The following is a 20,965-nucleotide window of genomic DNA, read 5'->3' as shown; positions in this document are numbered from 1 at the left end:
TTATTAAGATTTATTGAATAATAAAAATCAATTCACTATTGTAAGTCTATGCCTAGGTTTTTTTCTACTTCCTGTTTGTCTCCCACATTAAATTTACGTAACAATTTAATAGGAATCTCAATCCAAAATTCTGTTCCCTTAGCTAGTTCGGAGATACAGTCCATCATGCCACCATGTTTTTCTACAATAATCTGGTAACTAATTGCTAGTCCTAACCCTGTACCCTTACCTACAGATTTGGTTGTAAAAAACGGATCAAAAATGCGCTTCCTGACTTCTTCTGTCATTCCTAGTCCATTATCAGCGATGCGAATTAATACGCGTGATCTGTCTGTTGATAATCTAGTAGAAATCGAAATCTGAGGCTTAGAAAGCTGAGATTTTCCCTGTGCTAACTCCCCTTGATTCTCCAAGGCATCAATGGCGTTAGTGAGAATGTTCATAAAGACTTGATTGATTTGTCCTGCATAACATTCTATCAATGGTAAATTACCATAGTCTTTGATGATATCAATGCCAGTAAAATAAACACTTGATTTCAGGCGGTGTTGCAAAATTAAGAGCGTATTATCTATGCCTTCATGTAAATCAACAGGTTTATTTTCTGCCTCATCTAAGCGCGAAAAGTTACGTAAAGATAATACAATTGAGCGAATGCGATCGGCTCCAACCTGCATGGAAGAAATCATTTTTGGTAAATCTTCAGATAAAAATTCTAAATCAATGGCTTTGGCTGTAGAGCTAATTTCATGATGCGGCTGGGGATAGTGTAATTGGTAAAGGTCGATTATTTTTAATAAGTCTTGAGTGTACTTACTTGCATAGTGTAAGTTACCGTAGATAAAGTTAACTGGGTTGTTGATTTCGTGGGCGACACCTGCAACTAGTTGTCCCAAACTAGACATTTTTTCAGTTTGAATTAATTGGGTTTGTGCTGCTTGAAGTTCTAACAAAGCTTGTTCTAATTGTGTAGCTTTAGCTGTAGCTTCAGTTTCAGCGGCACAACTTTGTTGATAAAGTTGTGCTTGCTGAATAGCGATCGCAGCTTGATCTGCTAACTGTTGGATTAAATTAATTTCTGTATCTTGCCAATTTCTGGGAGTTGCACACTGATGCACAATTAGTAAACCCCAAAGTTGGGAACCTATATTGATGGGAACAGTTAAGTTGGCTTGTATTTGCAGACTCTGCAAAAATTCTTGGTGACAAGCACTTAAATGATATGCAGAGACATTATTAATTGCTTTAATTTTACCTTGAGAAAGAAAACGAGCAGATTCATCAGGGAGACAGCCGTCTGGTGTTGTAATTCCCAATGTTGATAACCAAGTGCCATTGATTTCTTCAACAATGACTTCACCCACAGATTCACCAGTTTTTTGATAAATTATTACTCTATCTGAGTTAAGCAGCGATCGCACTTCATAGACAATAGTTTGTAAGGTAGTTTTTAAGTCTAATGAACGGCGAATTTGCTCAGAAACTTGTTTGATTACTTTAGTAAACGATAATGATTTTTCTAGTTCTGCGGTTTTCTCTTTTACTCGCACTTCTAAGTTAGCGTTGAGCATTTGTACTTCTTGGTACATTTGTTGCTGCTGAATCGCAATAGAAAAGCTATAAGATAAAGCCTGTGCTAGAGAAATTTCATTATCTGTCCAGGCAATGGCTTGCCCGTTTCTTTCTTCTCGCCACACATCAAAAGAAATTTGTGGTAACTGTTGTTGAGGATGTTGCTCACGTCGCCCAGCCCATAATATTTCTGTGTTGAATTCTGGGCGAAAAATACTTAACACACCAATAAATTGCTGTCGGTATTGCAAAGGCATGACTAACATACCTCGAATTGGGGTTAATCGAAATGCAAATGCTAACACACGCAAATGTGCTTCATGATAAAGGTTATTCGTTACCCAAATTTGCCCTTGTTTGCATTCATCCATCCATTTTTGCCACACAGGATGTTGTTCGATGATGCTAGATTCTAACTCTAATGGCATTTTTGGTTGATTGCCATAGGTGTAAATTTCTGCTGTTGGCTCAATGTAAAGTCTGCCGCCTATGCCATTTAAGGCTGTGATAGTTGCTTCTAAAGCTGCTTGCAATTCAAGTTTTGGTAATTTATGCAGCAGGTTAGTTACGTGATTAATCGTCTCTTCCCGCTTTTGTCTTGCCAGACTTTGGGTATACAGATTACTTTGGGCAATAGCGATCGCAACTTGATCAACAACTTGCTGGACTAAGGTCAATTCTGCTGGCAAAATTTCTCGTGGTTGACTGTGATGCGATACTAATAATCCCCACAGTTTAGTTTTGAGTAGTTCTCCTTCCACTTCGCTATGTAAAATTGGCACCACTAGGGAAGACTGTACTCCCATTGCTGTGAGATATTGAATGTGGCATGGATCTACTTGTCGATAGTAGATATTTTCACTTTCTAAGAGTTCTTGTGTGTCGTTGGACTGTAGCGACGATAACCCGATTTTGCCACTAGATACATTGACAATTACACGCTGCCGTTCTAACAGCAGCCTGTTTCTGCTTTCTGTGGGAATATCTGTCGCTGGAAAGTGCAACCCTAGTAGGGATGGTAAAATCTGGTCATGAATAGATTCAGCAATAACCTCACCACTACCATCAGACTCAAACCGATACACCATAACTCGGTCTGTAGATAAAAACAAACGAATTTCGGCAACGGTGGCTGTTAAAATATCTGGCAGTTCCAGCGATCGCCTGATCCGGTTAATTATCCGGTGTAATAAGCCTTCTTGCTGAAAAGCAGGCTGCGAACCGCTTGGGTTATCAGTATATTCCATTGCCTAGTAAACCTAATAAAAAAATAATTAAACTATGTTAAAAAACGCCGCCAAACCTGAGCCGCCATTTCTATCTTTAACGGTTTAATAACTAAAGAGAAAATATTAATTGTCAACTAATTTTATACTTACTACCGAATGCTGTATTCGGTGATATTATGCAAATCACCAAATTCCAAAACTTTTTCTATGATTTTAAGGGATTTTTATAATTTTTTTATTTTTATGCAAACAAATTAAGTAAATATAATGAGATAATTGCTAAATTTTTTGAGTTTAGGGAATGTCAGCATTCCCGTGTCAGTATCACTATTTTTTTATATGTAGCTATTCTGTGAGACAATCACTAGTAATTACTGAGTAAAGACGTAATCGGCGAATTTCTTCGCGCACATTCATCAAAATTTTACCAAGATGGTTGTTACCAGTTTTATCTGTACCACAACCCCAAAAATAATCAGTGGGAGAATTCTCAACAATCATCTCATCACCTGTTGCTAGTAAAATTTCTCGAATATCGGTATGGGTGAGAAATTTTTTGAGTACAGCCTCGCGCATAACTTGAGTTTTGACTACATCCCAATCTAAACGGAGTGTACGTGAATTACAGCGCCCTAAAGCAGCAGCCTCTTCTGGTGTAGCAGCAGCATGAATCACAGGTATAATTGCGGCATCTTTGCTACCGACAAACTTTTGGGCTTGATAATAATGCTCAACTGTTGACCAATAAGTACCGTGGATTTGGATGGGATGGGAAGAAAAGTTAGAAAAACAACCGTAAGGCTGCCAAACTTTGTAAAAGTAAATGGTCATTTGAAAACTTGTATTTATATATATTCACTCTAGCGGAGTCTCTACAGCCTTCACCAATTCCCGCAGAAGTACATTTAATTTGCACATTGAGGCCGCAGGGGGGCAGGGAGCAGGGGAGAGGGTTTGCAGCTTTTCTTACCATGAACATGGTGCAACTTAAATGACGATTAGCTTACAAAGGACTGACGCACACAAGTTAATTTTTGAGATTGGGTATGGGGGTGTAAGGATGTTTTACACCTACACCCTTCTCTAAAACCTGAATTTTTCGGTTTCTTACGTAAGTCCCAACTACACCCGTCGAAAAAGCCTTTCAACCCTGTTACCTGTAATATTAAATACTAGTTAAAAAAACAGGTTGACCACCCTGATTGAGAGATGTGGTTAAAGCAGCCAAAATTTTGACTAACTCTGCACCTACCCAACCCGATGATACAACTGGAGGTTGATTCTGGAGTATAGATTGAATAAAGCGATCGCACACTTGTTGTAAAGGTTCTCCTGGCTGTAATTCCACTACCTCTCGGCTTTGATTGACAGGGAGAAAATAATTTTCCTGGCGTTCAAACTCACCATGTAATAAAGTTAACGGTGCAGCAGGAGACATTTCATCAAAGATTAAACTACCAAGACTACCCACAACGGCTATTCGTCTTTGTTTATCTGGGTTGAGCCAGCATAGGTGAATGTATGCTTGAAAGTTATTTGGGTATGTCAGCGTCACCCAAACTAAATCTGCTAAATCGGATGGTGAGTTTTCTTTAGTTTGCAACCAAACCGTCCCCGTTGCTTGCACCTTCACAGGTACTTGACCCAACCAGTTGTTAAAAATTGCAATATCATGAATCGCTAAGTCCCATAGTGCATCAACATCTTGGCGGACTGGCCCTAAATGAGTGCGAGAAGCATAGCCATAACGTAATTCACCTAATTTACCAGCGGTTACTACTGCTTTTCCGGCTGTAACCGCTGGGTGAAATAAATAGGTATGATCAACCATCAAGATTAACTGCTGTAACTCTGCTAAATAGCAAAGTTCCTCACATTCTTTCGCGTCTAAAGTTAAAGGCTTTTCGGCTAAAACATGATATCCCTGCTGGAGAGCATCTTTGATTAAAGGATAGTGAGTTGTGGCTGGGGTGGCGATCGCTACTGCTGTCAAATCTGGGATTTCTTTTAAGGCTGTCCACTGAGTTGTTAATAATACGCTCTCATCCAAGTTAAATTGCTGCTTGACGGCTGTTAATCTTTCTGTATGAGGATCTACGACTGCGACTACATTAACTTGGGGATGCGCTAAAAAATTCCGCAGTAAATGTACGCCCCAACGCCCAACCCCAATAACTGCGATTTTAATCATTGGTTAATCGTCAAAAGTCAATAGTCAATAGTCAGCGGTAAAACTGCGATCGTCAACAGTGAAGATGCCAAGTTTGTTATTACTATTGAGTTCACCTATTTATACATCAGCCTTCAGTACTTTTTAGCGAGTGTAAACTCTGATGTTGATTTTGGGAACACTTATATTTAGCTGACTGTTGAATGCTAGGTCTTACTAAATTCCTGGAACAAGCTCGTACGTAAAAATTTATCAGTTTTGGTAAATCTAAAACTAAGGCACTATCATCAATATGAAATGGATTAAGTCATCTGTACATTTGGCAGTCTTTTCAATACTGTGCTTAGATGTTCTGCCAATTTCTAGTTTCACAGCACAGGTCAAAGCTGAATCTTTATCGAAAGCAAAAGCATGGGAAGTTAGCCAAGCATTTAAGCCACCAAAACGAGGAGATCCACCTCCAAGCGCAGGCGGTTCCACTCGTGGTTCTGCTTGTTTGAAAGGTAATAAAAAAATAGTTCCTTTTCTACCTCCAAATAAATTAGGTTTAACATTAGCTGAACGTCCCACATTTTTCTGGTTTGTCCCCCAATCTTCAGTTAAAACAGCCAAGTTTATTCTCTTAACTGATAAAGATGAAACCTCTGTATATGAGACAACTTTGATACTACCAAATAAACCTGGAATTATTAGTTTTACACTCCCTAATACTGCCCCAGAACTGACAGTAGGTAAAACTTATCATTGGTATTTGACAGTTGTTTGCAACTCTCAAGATTCCAGTACAAATCCTTGGGTAGATGGTTGGGTAGAACGAACTGAAGCAGAAGCCTCATTGTCAGCCGCATTGGCTAAGGCGCAACCTCGGAAGTTACCTAGTATTTATGCAGATGCTGGGATTTGGTATGAAGCACTAGCTACTTCAGCACAATTACGCCGCACTGATCCGAAAAATTGGCGAGTCAGAATGGATTGGTGGACATTATTGAAATCAGTCAAGTTAACTGCACTAGCCTCTGAGCAATTTATTGACTGCTGTACAAGTGAAAAATGAGTAGCGAATAGAATTCAAAATACAAAAGGCAAAAGTAAAAATATTAACATCTTTTGCCTTTTTATTTTTTACTTTGAAAATTTATGATGTGGTCAAAACTTAAGTCGCAAATTTGGCAATGGCGGGGTGTTTTATTTGCTGTTCCTAGCGTGACAGCCTTAGTAATTGGATTGCGGTTAATGGGATGGTTGCAATTGTTAGAATTAGTTACATTAGATCATTTTTTTCAGATGCGTCCATCAGAACCAGTTGATAGCCGCATTGTAATAATTGAAATTAATGAAGCAGATATTCGCCAGCAAACGCAGTGGCCAATGACCGATGCAGCTTTGGCTAGTGTATTAGAGCAAATTAAGCAACAAACACCTAGAGCAATTGGGTTAGATATTTATCGTGATTTACCTGTTAACCCTGGTCATCAAGCTTTAGTTAAAGTCTTGGCTTCTACGCCTAATATTATTGGAGTACAGAAAGTCTCTGATACTATTGATAGTTCCGCTGTGAATGCGTCTCCAGTATTGAAGCAACGTCATCAAATTGGCTCAAATGATTTGCCTATAGATGGGGATGGCAGAATTAGAAGAGGATTACTCTACGTTAATTTAAAAAATGACGAGGTTCTGGAAAGCTTTGCTTTGAAATTGGCTTTATTATATTTAAAGCCTGAAGGTATTACCGAGAAACCATCGGCAAATAATCCTAATTATTTGCAGCTAGGTATAGGTATTTTCCCAATTTTTGAAGCTAATGATGGCAGTTATATCCGGGCTAATGCTGGTAGTTATCAAGTGCTGATCAATTACCGAGGACGAATACAAAAGTTTCAAAAAATCTCTTTGACACAAGTCCAGCAAAATCGCATTCCGCCAGACTTAATGCGAGATAAAGTGGTATTAATTGGGGCAACTGCTGAAAGTTTAAAAGATTTATTTTACACACCATATAGTAGTAGCGTGTTTGCTGAACCAGAACGTATGGCTGGTGTAACTATTCATGCAAATTTGATTAGTCAAATTTTGAGTGCAGCTATAGATGGTCGTCAGCAGATTAAGAGTTTACCGGAGCCTTTAGAATATTTGTGGATTTTGAGTTGGTCGATCGCCGGCGCAACTTTATGCTGGATACAACGCCACAGCATTCATCAAAAAATCCGCTTGCCGATCAATGTGGTGTTAACGAGTGGTACTTTAGTTGGCAGTAGTTTTGTCGCTTTTTTAGCTGGTTGGTGGATTCCAGTTGTCCCGTCATTTTTGGCTTTAGCAGGTTCAGCGATCGCAGTTACCCAATACATTGCAGAAAGCGCCAATGGAATGCGGAAAACTTTTGGTCGTTACCTTACTGATGAAGTGGTGGCTAATTTACTCGAAAATCCTGCTGGTTTAAAAATCGGTGGCGATCGCCGCAAAGTCACGCTCCTATTTTCCGATTTACGTGGCTTCTCGGCGATGTCGGAACAATTGTCACCAGAACAAGTTGTGACAATTCTTAATTTTTACCTGGGAACGATGACTGAGGTAATTAATCAGTACAAAGGTACGATTAATGAGTTTATGGGTGACGGTATCTTTGTTATCTTTGGTGCGCCGATTCATCGTCCTGATGATTCCGAAAGAGCGATCGCTTGTGCTGTGGCCATGCAATTAGCGATGCAGCAAGTCAATGAACACAATAAAAAAATGAATCTTCCTATCCTGGAAATGGGAATCGGAATTAATACAGGTGAGGTGGTTGCGGGTAATATTGGTTCCCAAAAACGCGCTCAATATACAGTGATTGGTAGCCATGTTAACTTGGCTTCTCGTGTAGAAACTTATACAGTCGGTGGACAAGTGTTAATTTCGGAAAATACCATCCAAGATGCTCACATCAAACTGCACATTGGTAGCCAAATGCAAATCCAGCCGAAAGGCATCAGAGAACCGATTACTATTTATGAAGTTTGCGGCGTTGGTGGTCAATATAACTTGTTCTTACCTAACGACGATGCCGGAATGGTGACACTCAATCAGCCGATTTTAATAGAGTATACAGTTTTACAGGGTAAACAAGCCGTTGGCACAGTCTTTCAGGGTGAATTGATTAGCCTTTCTGAAAAAGTTGCCCAAATGCGATCGCTCAATTCCTTAGAAGTTTTAAATAATCTTAAACTTAAATTACTAGATGCTGAACTTGCTGCCGAAGAAGATATTTACGCCAAGGTGATGAAAAAATCTGACTTTGACGCACATACTGTAACGATTCGGTTTACATCTGTACCACCAAAGGCGATCGCAATTTTTGAGTCAATAGTCAATAGTCAATAGTCAATAGTCAAAAGTTTCATAATTCATAATTCAGACTTTCTCGATATTATAGAAAAGTAGACAAAACTTAAAAAATATTCATCAAATGCTCATTGACTCCTCTGGCTTGTCCAAGGTCAAAGACTCAGTAAAAGAAAAAATCTTCTTCGGCCATGAACCCAGTGCCGAGTTAATTGCTATTCTTAGCGTCTACTTTGTCCAAGGAATTTTAGGGTTGGCGCGTTTAGCTGTTAGCTTTTTCTTAAAAGATGAATTATTGCTGAGTCCGGCTGAGGTATCGGCAATGTTGGGAGTTGTCGCAATACCTTGGATGATTAAGCCGCTATTTGGCTTTATGTCTGATGGCTTACCCATTTTTGGTTATCGTCGCCGTCCCTACCTGATATTGTCAGGGATACTCGGAGCTATTGCTTGGGTGAGTATGGCCACAATAGTTCATAGTAGCTGGGCAGCAACAATGGCGATCGCCCTCAGTTCCCTAGCTATAGCCGTTAGTGATGTCATAGTTGATTCCTTAGTTGTAGAACGAGCCAGAGTCGAATCTCAAGCAGATGCAGGTTCACTACAATCTCTCTGCTGGGGTGCAACTGCATTTGGAGGTTTAGTCACAGCATATTTTAGCGGGTTGCTACTGGAGCATTTTACTACCCGCACAATATTTTTAATTACCGCCACCTTTCCCCTCATTGTTTCAGGAGTAGCTTGGTTAATTGCTGAGTCTCCTGTTAATAAAGATACTAACGATCCTCATAACGCCAACTCCCTGAGTATCAAGCATCAACTCCAACAACTACGCCAAGCCGTCAGCCAAAAAACAATTTGGCTACCAGCCGCCTTCGTCTTCATTTTGCAAGCTACCCCAACCGCTGAATCTGCCTTTTTCTACTTCAGCACCAACGAACTCCACTTTGAACCAGAATTTTTAGGGCGAGTCCGCCTAGTAACCAGTCTCGCCTCTTTATGTGGCATTTGGATTTTTCAACGTTTTTTGAAAAGCGTGCCATTCCGCGTCATTTTTGGCTGGAGTACTGTTATTTCAGCAGTGTTAGGCATGACAATGCTGCTTTTGGTAACTCACACTAACCGTACTTTGGGTATAGATGACCGCTGGTTTAGCTTAGGCGACAGCCTCATCCTCACCGTCATGGGACAAATCGCCTATATGCCAGTATTGGTATTAGCCGCTAGACTTTGCCCCCCTGGAGTAGAAGCAACTTTATTCGCCTTGTTAATGTCAGTCTTCAACTTAGCAGGTATGGTTTCTTATGAAGTTGGAGCCATTATCATGCACTGGCTAGGAATCACCGAGAGTAACTTTGACTCACTGTGGATTTTGGTAATTATCACAAACCTCAGCACCTTATTACCCCTAGCATTTCTCCAATGGCTACCAAAAGACGACACGCAAACCGAAGCATTACCAACTAACAGCGAACCATTCATCCAAAATTTAATACTCCAAGAACAAGAATCACAAGTTGTTGAATAAAAATCTCTTTGCGTCTTTGCGCGAAATCAATCCTAGACTATGCAGAATTTAACAAACCAACAGACATCAACCATTAATAAATCCTACAGTTCTGAAGATTGGCAAGGAGCCTATCAATCTATCACCCAAGAATATGACTATTGGATTGATGACATAGAAGGACAAATCCCGCCTGAACTGCAAGGTACCCTCTTGAGAAATGGCCCTGGACTGTTGGATGTGAATGGACAACGCATTCATCACCCCATTGATGGTGATGGAATGATTAGCCGCATCACCTTTACGGATGGTCGCGCTCATTTCCGCAATCGTTTTGTTCAGACTGAAGACTATTTAGCGGAACAAAAAGCGGGAAAAATTCTTTATCGCGGCGCTTTTGGCACTCAAAAGCCCGGCGGCTGGTTAGCTAATATCTTCGATTTAAAAATCAAAAATCCTGCTAACACCAGTGTTATTTATTGGGGAGAAAAACTTTTAGCACTGTGGGAAGGGAAAGAACCTTATCTTCTTGACCCCTACACACTAGAAACCTTGGGAAAAGAATATTTCCACGGTTTTTTGTCAGAGGGTCAACCCTTTAGCGCCCATCCCCGAATTGACCCCAGTAGCTATCAAGATGGCGGCGCACCTTGTCTGGTGAATTTTTCCAGCAACCCAGGACTATCCACCAAAATTAGTATTTTTGAACTTGACCAAACAGGTAAGGCGCTCAGAAATCATGACTACATTATTCCTGGTTTCTGCTTTATCCACGATTTTGTGATTACCCCTAATTACTACATCTTCTTTCAAAATCCTGTCACCTTTAATCCCATATTGTTCAGCTTGGGAATCAGCAGTGCAGCAGAAAGTATCAAGTTTCAGCCCAACAAGCCTACGCGCATTTTAGTAATTCCCCGCGCTTCCCAAGAAGGACAACAAAACATCCAAATTTTAGAAACTCAGGCGGGCTTTATTTTCCATCATGCAAATGCTTTTGAGGTGGGAAATGAAGTGTTTATTGATACGATTTGCTATGATAATTTTCCTGAATTAGAGCCTGCAAGCGATTTTCGCCAGATTGATTTTGATCAGTTTCCATCGGGTAATGTTTGGCGGTTTCACCTGAATCTCGATCATCAAACGGTGCAACGGAAATTGATCACACAAAAAAGTTGTGAGTTTCCTAGCGTCAATCCCAACCAAGTTGGACGTTATTATCGATATTTATATTTAGCTGCGGCTCATGCAGAGACGGGAAATGCTCCAGCACAAGCCATTCTCAAACTTGATTTAGAAACGGGAGAACAACAACTTTGGAGCGACGCACCCCGTGGTTTTGTCGGTGAGCCAATTTTTGTTCCACGCCCTGGTGCTGAAAAAGAAGACGATGGCTGGATACTAACTTTAGTTTACGATGCAGCCCATCACCGTTCAGATGTGGTGATTTTAGATGCTAGTAATTTAGCCAAAGGTGCGATCGCCCGCCTACACCTAAAACATCATATACCCTACGGATTTCATGGTAATTTTACTTCCGAGATATTTTGTCCAATTGATCCCTAATGTATAGATATTGATTTTTTACTGTTTATCAACCACAGTTCACCTCAACTGTGGTTTTTTTAACAAAAAACAAAATTGTAACAAAAACTACAGAAATTAATCTTTTTTTGAGCATAGAGGATAAGCTAGGCATATATGTATCCGGTTCGCAAAGATACCGCGATTAGGAGAAACTTTTATGATTGCCACACCAACAATGCCGCTGGAAGCCGCTACCCCAGCCCATATATGCCCTTTTGATCAAGCTTGTAGTTACTTAGAAGCTGCGGCCAAAGAATTAAGGTTAGACCAAGGTGTATTGGAAATTCTTAGCCACCCGCGCAAGGTGGTGACAGTTTCCATTCCCGTGAAACTAGATAATGGTGAAATACGCGTATTAGCCGGACATCGGGTACAACACTCGGATATTTTAGGCCCCTACAAAGGCGGAATTCGTTATCATCCGGCGGTTACACTGCGGGAAGTTTCCGCACTAGCAATGTTGATGACTTGGAAATGTGCGTTGTTGGGTATTCCTTATGGCGGTGCGAAGGGAGGAATTGCGATCGCCCCGGAAAATTATAGTGTGGGAGAATTAGAACGCATTACCCGTCGTTACACCAGCGAATTAATTAAAGATATCGGCCCTTCCGTAGACATCCCTGCGCCAGATATGGGTACTTCTGCCCGTGAAATGGCTTGGATGATGGATACTTATTCAGTCAATATGGGTCATGCTGTACCAGGAGTTGTGACTGGTAAGCCGCTTTCCGTTGGTGGTTCTCTCGGTAGGGAAAAGGCCACCGGACGCGGGACGATGATTATTGTACGGGAAGCATTGGCAGACCAAGGCAGAACTTTAGCAGGAATACGAGTTGTTATTCAAGGTTTTGGTAATGTTGGTGGTGCAGCAGCGGAATTACTATACGCAGCAGGAGCGAAAGTGATAGCTGTTTCCACAGCTACAGGCGGGGTATATGCTCCCGATGGGTTGGATATTCCCGCATTAAAAGCTTACGCCGCCGAAAATCATCACAATCTGCTTAATTTTCCCCATACGAGAGCCATTAGCAATGCCGAATTACTGACTTTGCCTTGCGATGTCTTGATTCCGGCTGCTTTAGAAAACCAAATTACGGCAGAGAATGTTGATCAAGTACAGGCGCAAATGATCGCCGAAGCCGCTAACGGCCCTGTAACCCTGGAAGCCAACCGAGTTCTAGAAGCACGGGGTGTCACGGTACTACCTGACATTTTGGCGAATGCTGGCGGTGTGGTGGTGAGTTATCTCGAATGGGTGCAAGGTTTATCTTACCTATTCTGGGATGAAGAACGAGTCAACCGCGAAATGGAACATTTGATGGTGCAAGCTTACCGTCAAGTTATTCAACAGTCTCAAATGCGACAAGTTCCCCTGCGGTTAGCAGCTTACACCTTGGGTGTAGGAAGAGTAGCACAGGCATTAAGCGATCGCGGTCTTTATCCTTGATAATCTGACAAAGTAGAGATGTTGCCATGCAACGTCTCTACAAAATCTATTTTTATTTGAATCAGCAACCCACAACAGTGCAAATTTGATCTTTGACAGATTTTTCCAGTTTCAGCCAGCCAAAAATCATATATGCTGAATTTTTGTATGTTAACTGTATTGATCAAGAAGATTCTAGGCTAAAAACTGAGAAAAATCTGTGCTGGATATCAAGCAAATACGGGAAAATCCGCAATTAGTACAAGAACGGTTGAACAGTCGTAGCGGTAATTATGACATTCAGCCGATATTAGGGTTAGACAAGCAACAACGAGAATTGGAAGTGAACCGCAGTCAACTCCAAGCTCGGAGTAACGAAATTGGTAAACTTGTTGGGCAGAAGATGAAATCTGGTGTTAATCCCCAAGATCCAGAAATTCAAGCTTTGCGTGATGAAGGTAACTCCATTAAAGCTCAGTTGAGTGAACTGGAACCAAAAGAAAAAGAACTGAAGGCTGAAATTACCCAGCTTGTACTAGCTTTACCCAACTTACCGAGTGACTCCACACCTGTAGGTAAAGGTGAGGAAGAGAATGTAGAAGTACGACGTTGGGGTGATGAGTACTTACCCAAGAACCCGAACATTCTACCGCACTGGGAAATTGGTGAAAAACTAGGTATTCTCAATTTTGAGCGTGCTGTCAAAATTGCCCAAAGTCGCTTTGTCAACTTAATTGGGGCTGGTGCAGCGTTAGAAAGAGCATTAATTAACTTTATGCTGACAACGCAAACCGCAGCAGGCTATGTAGAAGTTAGTCCACCCTTATTAGTAAATACTGATTCTTTAACAGGAACAGGTCAATTACCAAAGTTTGCCGAAGAAAGTTTTAAGTGTGCCGATGATGAATTGTGGTTGATTCCTACAGCCGAAGTTCCTGTTACCAATCTTTACCGTGGGGAAATTTTAGCAGCGGAAGATTTACCTATTTACCACTGTGCTTATACTCCTTGTTTCCGGCGAGAAGCTGGCAGTTATGGGCGAGATATGCGCGGTTTAATTCGTCTGCATCAATTTAATAAAGTTGAATTGGTGAAAATTGTTCATCCCAGTTCTTCTTTTGATGAATTAGAAAAATTAGTAGGAAATGCTGAAGCAATTTTACAGGCTTTAAAATTGCCTTACCGTGTGATTAATCTCTGTACTGGTGATTTAGGTTTTGGGTCAACTAAAACCTATGATTTAGAAGTATGGCTACCATCTTCTGGCAAGTATCGAGAAATTTCTAGTTGTTCTAATTGTTTTGATTTCCAAGCGCGACGGGCTGATATTCGCTTTAAGGAAGCTGGTAAAAAAGGCACACAATTTGTCCATACCCTCAACGGTTCTGGGTTGGCTGTGGGAAGAACAATGGCAGCAATTTTAGAAAATTATCAACAACCAGATGGGACTATTTTGATACCGGAGGTTTTGCAACCTTTCTTAGGGCGTGAAGTGTTGTAATTAAAAATTGGTGAATAAGTAGAGACGTTACCTAAAACGTCTCTACAATTTTTTATGAAGCTGCATAGAATTTGATTGTTTAACTTTAGTTATCCAATTTTGATATAAATTGAGAATTTCGGAGTAAGAAAGTTTACCTTCAGCAACTAGTTCAAATAATGAAGGTAAGAAGAATTTAGGGAAGATTGGAGATAAATATTTACTCAGGCTATTCCTGAATAGCAACTCCAGAAATAACTTTTTCGAGACAGGAAAAGCATAATCACTTAATTCCACCACAGCCATACCATCTGCTTGACGTTGAATAGTAAACTGTTCCACCGCAACAGCTAAATTATCAGAATATTCATCCAAAATTTGATTAAAAATAGTTGCGTCTTCCAAGGCTGCGTTACAACCTTGACCGAGAGAGGGGGATACTCCATGCGCCGCATCTCCAATTAACAGCACGCTATCGCCTTGATGGTAGCGGTTACAGCGTATTGTTAGCACTCTGGATACAGGTCTATTGGCAAAATCTTCAGCTTCTGATTCTGGGAGTATCTGCCCAATTTCTGGGAAATTATGGCGAAAATAGCTCAACACTTCTTGCTGATTAGCTAGTTCAGGAATTGTTTTATCTTTGTGAGGAAACAGTACAACCCCACTCCAGCTACTGTCTGTCTGATACACCAATAAAACGGTTGTACCGTTATCTAACCGCCAAGAGTGGACTTTGCCTTTTTGCCAGTTGATGCCTAATTTGGGATCTAAGGGTGGTAGAAAAATAGATTTGTAGTCGTTTACAACATAATTTTGTTCACACTGAAAGTTCTCTGTGGTGAGAAAACTTTCTCTGACTACTGAACGCGCCCCATCTGCCCCAATTAATAAGTCATAATCAACGGTGATTTCTGCTTCAGAATCAAGTTTTTTAAACTTTACTTGCTTGGCGGCAAAATCTACTTGTGTACATTGATGGTTAAAGTGAAGATTGACTTGATTGCCGCCTTTGATAGTCAACTGTTCTAATAATTTAATTACTAAGCTGGTGCGGTCAAGGCTCAACTGTGAGTATTTTCTACTAAATACCCGTGTTTTACCATTCTTTTGGTGCAGCACTGCTCCGTTTGTCTCTAAGCTGACGGCTTTAACTGCTTCCTCGAGTCCTTCAATTTGCCGTAAAGCATTTATTCCCCTTTGACTAAGGACGATAGAAAAGGTGCGAGATTTGGATAATGGAATAGTTTCTGGATCACTGCGAAAATCAAAAATATCGATTTGATATTTTTCCTGACGGTGTAGCAAGTAGTGAGCGAGTAGAACTCCGCTAGGGCCAGCACCAACGATCGCTACTTTTTTCACCATAATTCAACAACCTCATAATATATTCACTGGGTCAACATCTATAGTCAAGCTAACGCGATCGCCGCATAATTCTCTGATTTCCTCCCAATTGGGTAACTGAGGTAATTCATCAGGACTAAATTTCAACAAGATTTGCCACCGATAACGATTCGCTACCCGCATTACACTCGCAGGTGCTGGACCAAGGATTTCAAATCCTGCATTACTACCCAAGTGTGTAGCAATGATTTGGGCGGTATTCTGCACTTGTATAGGATCAAGGCTGCTGAGACGCAATAAAATTAACCTGCCGTAAGGAGGATAATCTAGGTCTTGGCGTTGTTCTAGTTCGGCTTGGCAAAAAGATTCATAATCATGGGTGCGGACTGCTTCGATTACCTGATGTTCTGGGGTGTAAGTTTGCACTATGACTCTCCCCGCATCATCGCCTCTCCCGGCGCGTCCGGCTACTTGGGTGAGGGTTTGAAATGCTCGTTCACTGGCGCGATAGTCTGATAAATGCAGGAGTCCATCTGCGGCGACAACTCCCACTAGTGTGACTTGGGGTAAGTCTAAACCTTTGGTAAGCATTTGCGTCCCGACTAATAAATCGGCTTCACCGTTAGCAAACTGAGTCAGTAAGGTGCGGTGTGCGCCTTTGTTGCGGGTGGTATCACTATCAAAGCGGATGCAACGCAATTGGGGAAACTCTTTGGCTAATTCCTGGGTAATGCGTTGCGTTCCGCTACCAAAGAATTTTAAGTAAGGCGAACTGCAATCGGGGCAGAATTTGGGATGCGATCGCCCATAATTACAGTAATGACACCGCAATAATTGGGGCGCTCCCTCTTCTGTATGGTGATAGGCTAAGGATACATCACAGTGCGGACATTCCATCACATAGCCACAACTGCGACAAGACACAAAGGTACTATGTCCCCGGCGATGAATAAATAAAATTCCCTGTTGTTTTTTTTCTTGCAGTTGTCCTAAAGCTGCTTGCAAACTGCGACTAAAAATTGACCGATTCCCCTGCTGTAATTCCAGCCGCATATCTACCACTTCAACTGGTGGTAACGGGCGCGAGTTGATGCGTTCTGGTAGTGATAAGTAGAAAGTCACCGAAGTTTGCTCAACGGGGGGAACCCCCGCACGCAACTTCTCGCTGAGTGCTGTTAGCGGTAGCGGGGCGTTTAGCCCGTGCTGAGTCGAAGAAAATTCTTCTACCTCCTGCCCCCTGCCTTCTACCTCCTGTCCCCTGCCCCCTGCCCCCTGCCCCCTGCCTTCTACCTGCTGCCCCCCGCCCCCTGCCCCCTGCCTCCTCACACTCACCCAACTCTCCAACGATGGAGTAGCCGAACCTAAAACCAGGGGACAGTTTTCTAACTCAGCCCGCCATTGGGCGACGGTGCGGGCGTGGTAGGTGGGGATGGGAGAATCTTGTTTAAAACTGCTGTCGTGTTCTTCATCTAAGATAATTAAACCGAGGTTGGGTAAGGGGGCGAAAATTGCACTACGTGTGCCGATGACAACTTGCGGTTCGCCTGTGAGCATTTGTCGCCAAGTGTCGTAACGTTCGCCTTCGGAAAGAGCGCTGTGATAAACGGCGACTTTGTTACCAAAACGGGCGCGAAACCTATCGGTGAGTTGGGGTGTGAGTCCAATTTCTGGGACTAAAACTAAAGCTGATTTGCCTTGATGCAGTAGTGGAGCGATCGCTTGTAAATATACTTCGGTTTTGCCGGAACCTGTGATTCCATGTAACAAAATTTGAGCAAATCCATTGATACTATTGATAGTTGCTAAGGCGTTAGCTTGGGCAGCATTTAAGCTTTTTGCCTGATCTTGGGGTAATGTCGGACTTTGTTCTGCACGCAAAACTTCCCGTTCTTCAATCACGATATAACCTTTTTGTGCCAAGGTTTTGAGGATGGAAGAACTGGCGCTACAAATTTGTAGTAGTTCGCTGTGCCATAATTCCCCACCGCGACGACGCAAGACTTCGATAATTTCTCTTTGACGCTGAGTTAAATCGCGATCGCTGGCATCAATTAGTGTGACAGCTTTTTGTAATTTGGGGCGAGTTAGTCGTGGCGCTTCTAAATAACTTTCCACTAAACCCAAGCGCAACAACTCCCGTACTCCCCGATAGGTGAATTTAACTTTTTGTTGCAAATAGGCAAAGCTGTAATCTCCCGATGGTTGAGTCTGTAAAAGTTGGAGAATTTGCTGTGCGGCGGGACTCAGAAAATTGACAGTTGATAGTTTTGTGGTTGTTTGCTCTTGACTCAGTTGAGTTAATTTGATGCGACGTTGCGATCGCCCTAATAATCCCGGCGGTAAAGCGACGCGAATCACTTGAATCAAGGGCGTATAGTAATATGTCGCCACTCGATTTAATAATTCCCAATAATGGCTGGGAAAAAACCCCACACTTACTACATCTTCTACTTCCCGAATTTTGTCTGTTGCTAAATTAGGTGTCGCTAATAAGCGAATGGCGATCGCTCCTAATTGTTGTGCGCCAAATGGCACAGTTAATATATCCCCTGGTGTTACTTCTAACTGCGGTGGCAATCGGTATGTAAATAATCCTGTAGCCCCTGGACAGTCTACCAACACTTCAATGTAGCGATTACCCAAATTTTGGGCTTGGTACAATTCTCCTGGCTCCGCAACTACTAAATTTTGTAAATTTAAGTCATTAATATACATATTTTTTGTTTTTTATTGACAGGAATTTATTATCCCTTCACTTAGCTCTCAAAAATCAAAGTTTTTTCTCTATAAAAGGTAAAATGTATTTCGCACTACTTTTATCCCTAATGATACTTGATAAGTTTCCTGTTATGTAACGTACTAGACAAATCAAACTTAGCTATACGTGCAATAAATATTTGAAGTCCACCCACAATAAAAACACAAATATATCTCTGACTATTTATGAAATCATTTGCCTATTTACGAAATATGGCATAGCCTTTTTCCGCCCATTGATAGATATTCAATTATTGGTGTATATGAGATGCTTTTATACAAATAATTGATTTCAGTTAATTAAATTACTGAAATTTTGACCTTTAGAAAATTTTATGAAATTCTCATAACCCCAAAATCAAGACTTTAAATTTCGCCATTAATTCCTACCCCTAACACTGAAAAACTTTATAAAAATATAGGAAATTTTAAGAAATAGTACTAATTACTTGGTTTCTTTTATATTTTTTAAGGTTGAGAATGGTTGAGGGAGTTTGACAGATTTAGGGATTAATCAAAAAATAAGAAGTATATCTGTTAGAACCTGAGACAATTAATTTTTAGGTGCAATAACCAGTATTGGTGAGAGGGTTCTATCTAGCAGGAACCAAAAAATGACAGCTAGAAAAGAATTTTTGGTTTTGCTAAGTAATTAGTAGAAACTTGTACTTTGCTATAGAGAGGGTGCATTTGTTTCTAAGGGGAAACTACCAAATTGCAAGCGAGTAGCTGTCAAGGAATTATGTACCAAACAAAGCAACCATCCCTAAAGGAAACTATGAATATTGCTGAATTGGGAACAATGGAAATACTGGAAAACGCTGTCGAGACAGAAGAGCAACTACTCGAAAGTTTAGAAATATTGGTAGAAGAAGAATCCCCAATTCCAGAAAATCTCGACTCAGAGGAACGTGATGGGGATGAGATGGCAGCGGCTCGACCTTCAGGATATAACAAAACCGAGCATGATGATGCTGTAGGTGCATTTTTTAAAGAAATGGCACGTTACCCGCTGCTGAAACCAGATGAAGAAGTAGAATTAGCGCGGCGAGTTCGATTTTTAGAAGAAGTCAGAGAAATTCAAGCCGCCTTACAAGAGCAACTGGGACAACAACCAACTAAAGTCCAAGTAGCTGCTCAATTAGATTTAACAGAAAAGCAATTAGAAAGCCGCTTATATCAAGGTCGAGTAGCAAAACGCAAAATGATTCGCTCGAACCTGAGATTAGTTGTATCAATTGCCAAGCGATATTTAAATCGCGGAGTGCCTTTTTTAGATTTAATTCAAGAAGGGGCGATGGGTTTAAATCGCGCTACAGAAAAATTTGATCCCGATAAAGGTTATAAGTTTTCTACTTATGCTTACTGGTGGATTAGACAAGCAATTACCAGAGCGATCGCTAACGATGCTCGCACAATTCGCCTACCAATTCATATTGTTGAAAAACTTAACAAACTCAAAAAAGCTCAACGCGAACTTAAACAAAAACTTGGTCACAACCCCTCAGAAGCAGAAATGGCCGCTTCTTTGGAAATGACCGTTCAACAATTACGCCAACTACAACAACTACGCCGCCAAGCACTTTCTCTCAACCACCGTGTTGGTAAAGAAGAAGACACCGAATTGATGGACTTATTAGAAGACGAGGACAACCTCTCTCCCGAAGCAAAAATGAATGAAAACATGATGCGCCAGGAGATTTGGGAAGTCTTAGGCGATGTGCTAACTCCTAGAGAGAAAGACGTAATATCTTTACGCTATGGACTCACAACCAGTGAACCATGCACTCTAGAAGAAGTTGGCAATATGTTCAACTTGTCGCGTGAACGAGTGCGCCAAATTCAAAGCAAAGCCATGCGAAAATTACGCCGTCCGCACATTGCTAAACGCTTGAAAGGTTGGCTAATTTAAAAGTCAAAAGTCAAAAGTGATAGTTATAGTGCTTAACTTATCTTTAGATGTTAACTCTCCCTGCTTTTAGAAGCAGGGATTCAAATTGATGCTAAAAATTGGGCTAAAGCCGCAAATCTGGTGCTTTTTACGTTATCTTTCTAGAGAAAAAATCTCTGTAGGACAGTCAAAAGTTCCCTATAAGTCTTAGCTAAATCTAGATTTATACCAAGTCATCAAAATTTTGATACACATACAAGAACCTGTAGGCGCATTCGCTCTTAGTATTTCCGCAGAGTACTTCCGTTCGCCCTTATACCTGTATTTGTATTATCCATAAAGTGAAATAGTATTAATACTTATTTCTCTGTGGATTGGTTTTTCTAGATGGAAATTGGTAACGAAGCTTTTTAACGACTCTGGGACTCAATAGGATTCGGTTAACTCACATCATTGCATTGCTGTCTTTGGCAATAACTAAATTACTTATTATTTTTTAAAATAAATTAATTATTTACTTGCTGAACTACTCAATTCTTCTTTTAAATGTCTTAACTGTCTTAACTGTCTGTTTAATTATTTTCTTAACTATCTTAACTATCCCATTCATCAAAAATAAAGTTTTTAACTCCTATTGCATTTTATTTATAAAGCTGAGATTATTTGACGGAAAGATATTTA

12 protein-coding genes are annotated in these 20,965 nt (G+C 40.9%); 7 read left to right on the top strand and 5 right to left on the bottom strand.

Going from position 1 to position 20,965, the window contains the following annotated elements; genetic code table 11:
- Positions 1-35: 35 nt before the first annotated feature.
- From AC504W_RS19095 to AC504W_RS19085, 3 genes are all read right to left on the bottom strand, one after another.
- A complete protein-coding gene (locus tag AC504W_RS19095) occupies positions 36-2,819 on the bottom strand; it encodes a GAF domain-containing sensor histidine kinase (RefSeq protein WP_494873818.1) in 2,784 nt (927 codons plus the stop codon).
- Between the two features lie 327 nt (positions 2,820-3,146).
- Entirely contained in the window at positions 3,147-3,632 is a 486-nt protein-coding gene (gene ybiA / locus AC504W_RS19090) for a riboflavin biosynthesis intermediates N-glycosidase (RefSeq protein ID WP_096578940.1), read from the bottom strand.
- Positions 3,633-3,966: 334 nt separating this feature from the next.
- On the bottom strand, positions 3,967-4,992 hold the full coding sequence (locus AC504W_RS19085; RefSeq protein ID WP_494873816.1) for a Gfo/Idh/MocA family protein: 1,026 nt from the start codon (positions 4,990-4,992) through the stop codon (positions 3,967-3,969).
- Between the two features lie 271 nt (positions 4,993-5,263).
- On the opposite strand from AC504W_RS19085, the gene AC504W_RS19080 reads away from it, so the two are divergent.
- The 6 genes from AC504W_RS19080 to serS all read left to right on the top strand — a co-directional run bounded on the left by AC504W_RS19080 (position 5,264) and on the right by serS (position 14,310).
- Positions 5,264-6,025, top strand: coding sequence for a DUF928 domain-containing protein (locus AC504W_RS19080; protein WP_494873814.1), 762 nt, complete (start codon positions 5,264-5,266; stop codon positions 6,023-6,025).
- Positions 6,026-6,108: 83 nt separating this feature from the next.
- A complete protein-coding gene (locus tag AC504W_RS19075; protein WP_494873813.1) occupies positions 6,109-8,328 on the top strand; it encodes a CHASE2 domain-containing protein in 2,220 nt (739 codons plus the stop codon).
- 85 nt (positions 8,329-8,413) lie between these two features.
- Positions 8,414-9,817: a folate/biopterin family MFS transporter gene (locus tag AC504W_RS19070; protein ID WP_494873811.1), complete on the top strand. Its 1,404-nt coding sequence runs from the start codon at positions 8,414-8,416 to the stop codon at positions 9,815-9,817.
- Positions 9,818-9,856: 39 nt separating this feature from the next.
- On the top strand, positions 9,857-11,362 hold the full coding sequence (locus tag AC504W_RS19065) for a carotenoid oxygenase family protein (protein ID WP_494873810.1): 1,506 nt from the start codon (positions 9,857-9,859) through the stop codon (positions 11,360-11,362).
- A 178-nt stretch (positions 11,363-11,540) separates the two neighbouring features.
- Positions 11,541-12,830: a Glu/Leu/Phe/Val family dehydrogenase gene (locus AC504W_RS19060; protein ID WP_494873809.1), complete on the top strand. Its 1,290-nt coding sequence runs from the start codon at positions 11,541-11,543 to the stop codon at positions 12,828-12,830.
- A 199-nt stretch (positions 12,831-13,029) separates the two neighbouring features.
- Positions 13,030-14,310, top strand: a complete 1,281-nt coding sequence (gene serS / locus AC504W_RS19055) for a serine--tRNA ligase (protein WP_494873808.1) — start codon at positions 13,030-13,032, stop codon at positions 14,308-14,310.
- Positions 14,311-14,352: 42 nt separating this feature from the next.
- Here the strand turns inward: serS and AC504W_RS19050 are convergent, their stop codons facing one another.
- Positions 14,353-15,657 carry an FAD-dependent oxidoreductase gene (locus AC504W_RS19050; RefSeq protein ID WP_494873807.1) on the bottom strand — a complete coding sequence of 435 codons (1,305 nt, stop codon included), beginning with the start codon at positions 15,655-15,657 and terminating at the stop codon, positions 14,353-14,355.
- A gap of 12 nt (positions 15,658-15,669) precedes the next feature.
- Positions 15,670-18,351 (bottom strand): primosomal protein N', encoded by a 2,682-nt coding sequence (gene priA / locus AC504W_RS19045; RefSeq protein WP_494873806.1) that lies wholly within the window; start codon positions 18,349-18,351, stop codon positions 15,670-15,672.
- A gap of 784 nt (positions 18,352-19,135) precedes the next feature.
- Between priA and AC504W_RS19040 the strand changes: the two genes are divergently transcribed.
- Positions 19,136-20,305, top strand: a complete 1,170-nt coding sequence (locus tag AC504W_RS19040) for an RpoD/SigA family RNA polymerase sigma factor (RefSeq protein WP_096578922.1) — start codon at positions 19,136-19,138, stop codon at positions 20,303-20,305.
- The last annotated feature ends 660 nt before the right edge of the window (positions 20,306-20,965 follow it).

This window comes from Nostoc sp. C96, assembly GCF_059384975.1.
The sequence above is the reverse complement of the archived record's forward strand: the minus strand, read 5'-3'. Positions and strand labels throughout refer to the sequence as shown.

Excerpts from the sequence above, each read along its gene's own strand:
- AC504W_RS19095 (WP_494873818.1), bottom strand. The coding sequence starts at position 2,819 with ATGGAATATACTGATAACCCAAGCGGTTCGCAGCCTGCTTTTCAGCAA.
- ybiA (WP_096578940.1), bottom strand. The coding sequence starts at position 3,632 with ATGACCATTTACTTTTACAAAGTTTGGCAGCCTTACGGTTGTTTTTCT.
- AC504W_RS19085 (WP_494873816.1), bottom strand. The coding sequence starts at position 4,992 with ATGATTAAAATCGCAGTTATTGGGGTTGGGCGTTGGGGCGTACATTTA.
- AC504W_RS19080 (WP_494873814.1), top strand. The coding sequence starts at position 5,264 with ATGAAATGGATTAAGTCATCTGTACATTTGGCAGTCTTTTCAATACTG.
- AC504W_RS19075 (WP_494873813.1), top strand. The coding sequence starts at position 6,109 with ATGATGTGGTCAAAACTTAAGTCGCAAATTTGGCAATGGCGGGGTGTT.
- AC504W_RS19070 (WP_494873811.1), top strand. The coding sequence starts at position 8,414 with ATGCTCATTGACTCCTCTGGCTTGTCCAAGGTCAAAGACTCAGTAAAA.
- AC504W_RS19065 (WP_494873810.1), top strand. The coding sequence starts at position 9,857 with ATGCAGAATTTAACAAACCAACAGACATCAACCATTAATAAATCCTAC.
- AC504W_RS19060 (WP_494873809.1), top strand. The coding sequence starts at position 11,541 with ATGATTGCCACACCAACAATGCCGCTGGAAGCCGCTACCCCAGCCCAT.
- AC504W_RS19050 (WP_494873807.1), bottom strand. The coding sequence starts at position 15,657 with ATGGTGAAAAAAGTAGCGATCGTTGGTGCTGGCCCTAGCGGAGTTCTA.
- priA (WP_494873806.1), bottom strand. The coding sequence starts at position 18,351 with ATGTATATTAATGACTTAAATTTACAAAATTTAGTAGTTGCGGAGCCA.
- AC504W_RS19040 (WP_096578922.1), top strand. The coding sequence starts at position 19,136 with ATGTACCAAACAAAGCAACCATCCCTAAAGGAAACTATGAATATTGCT.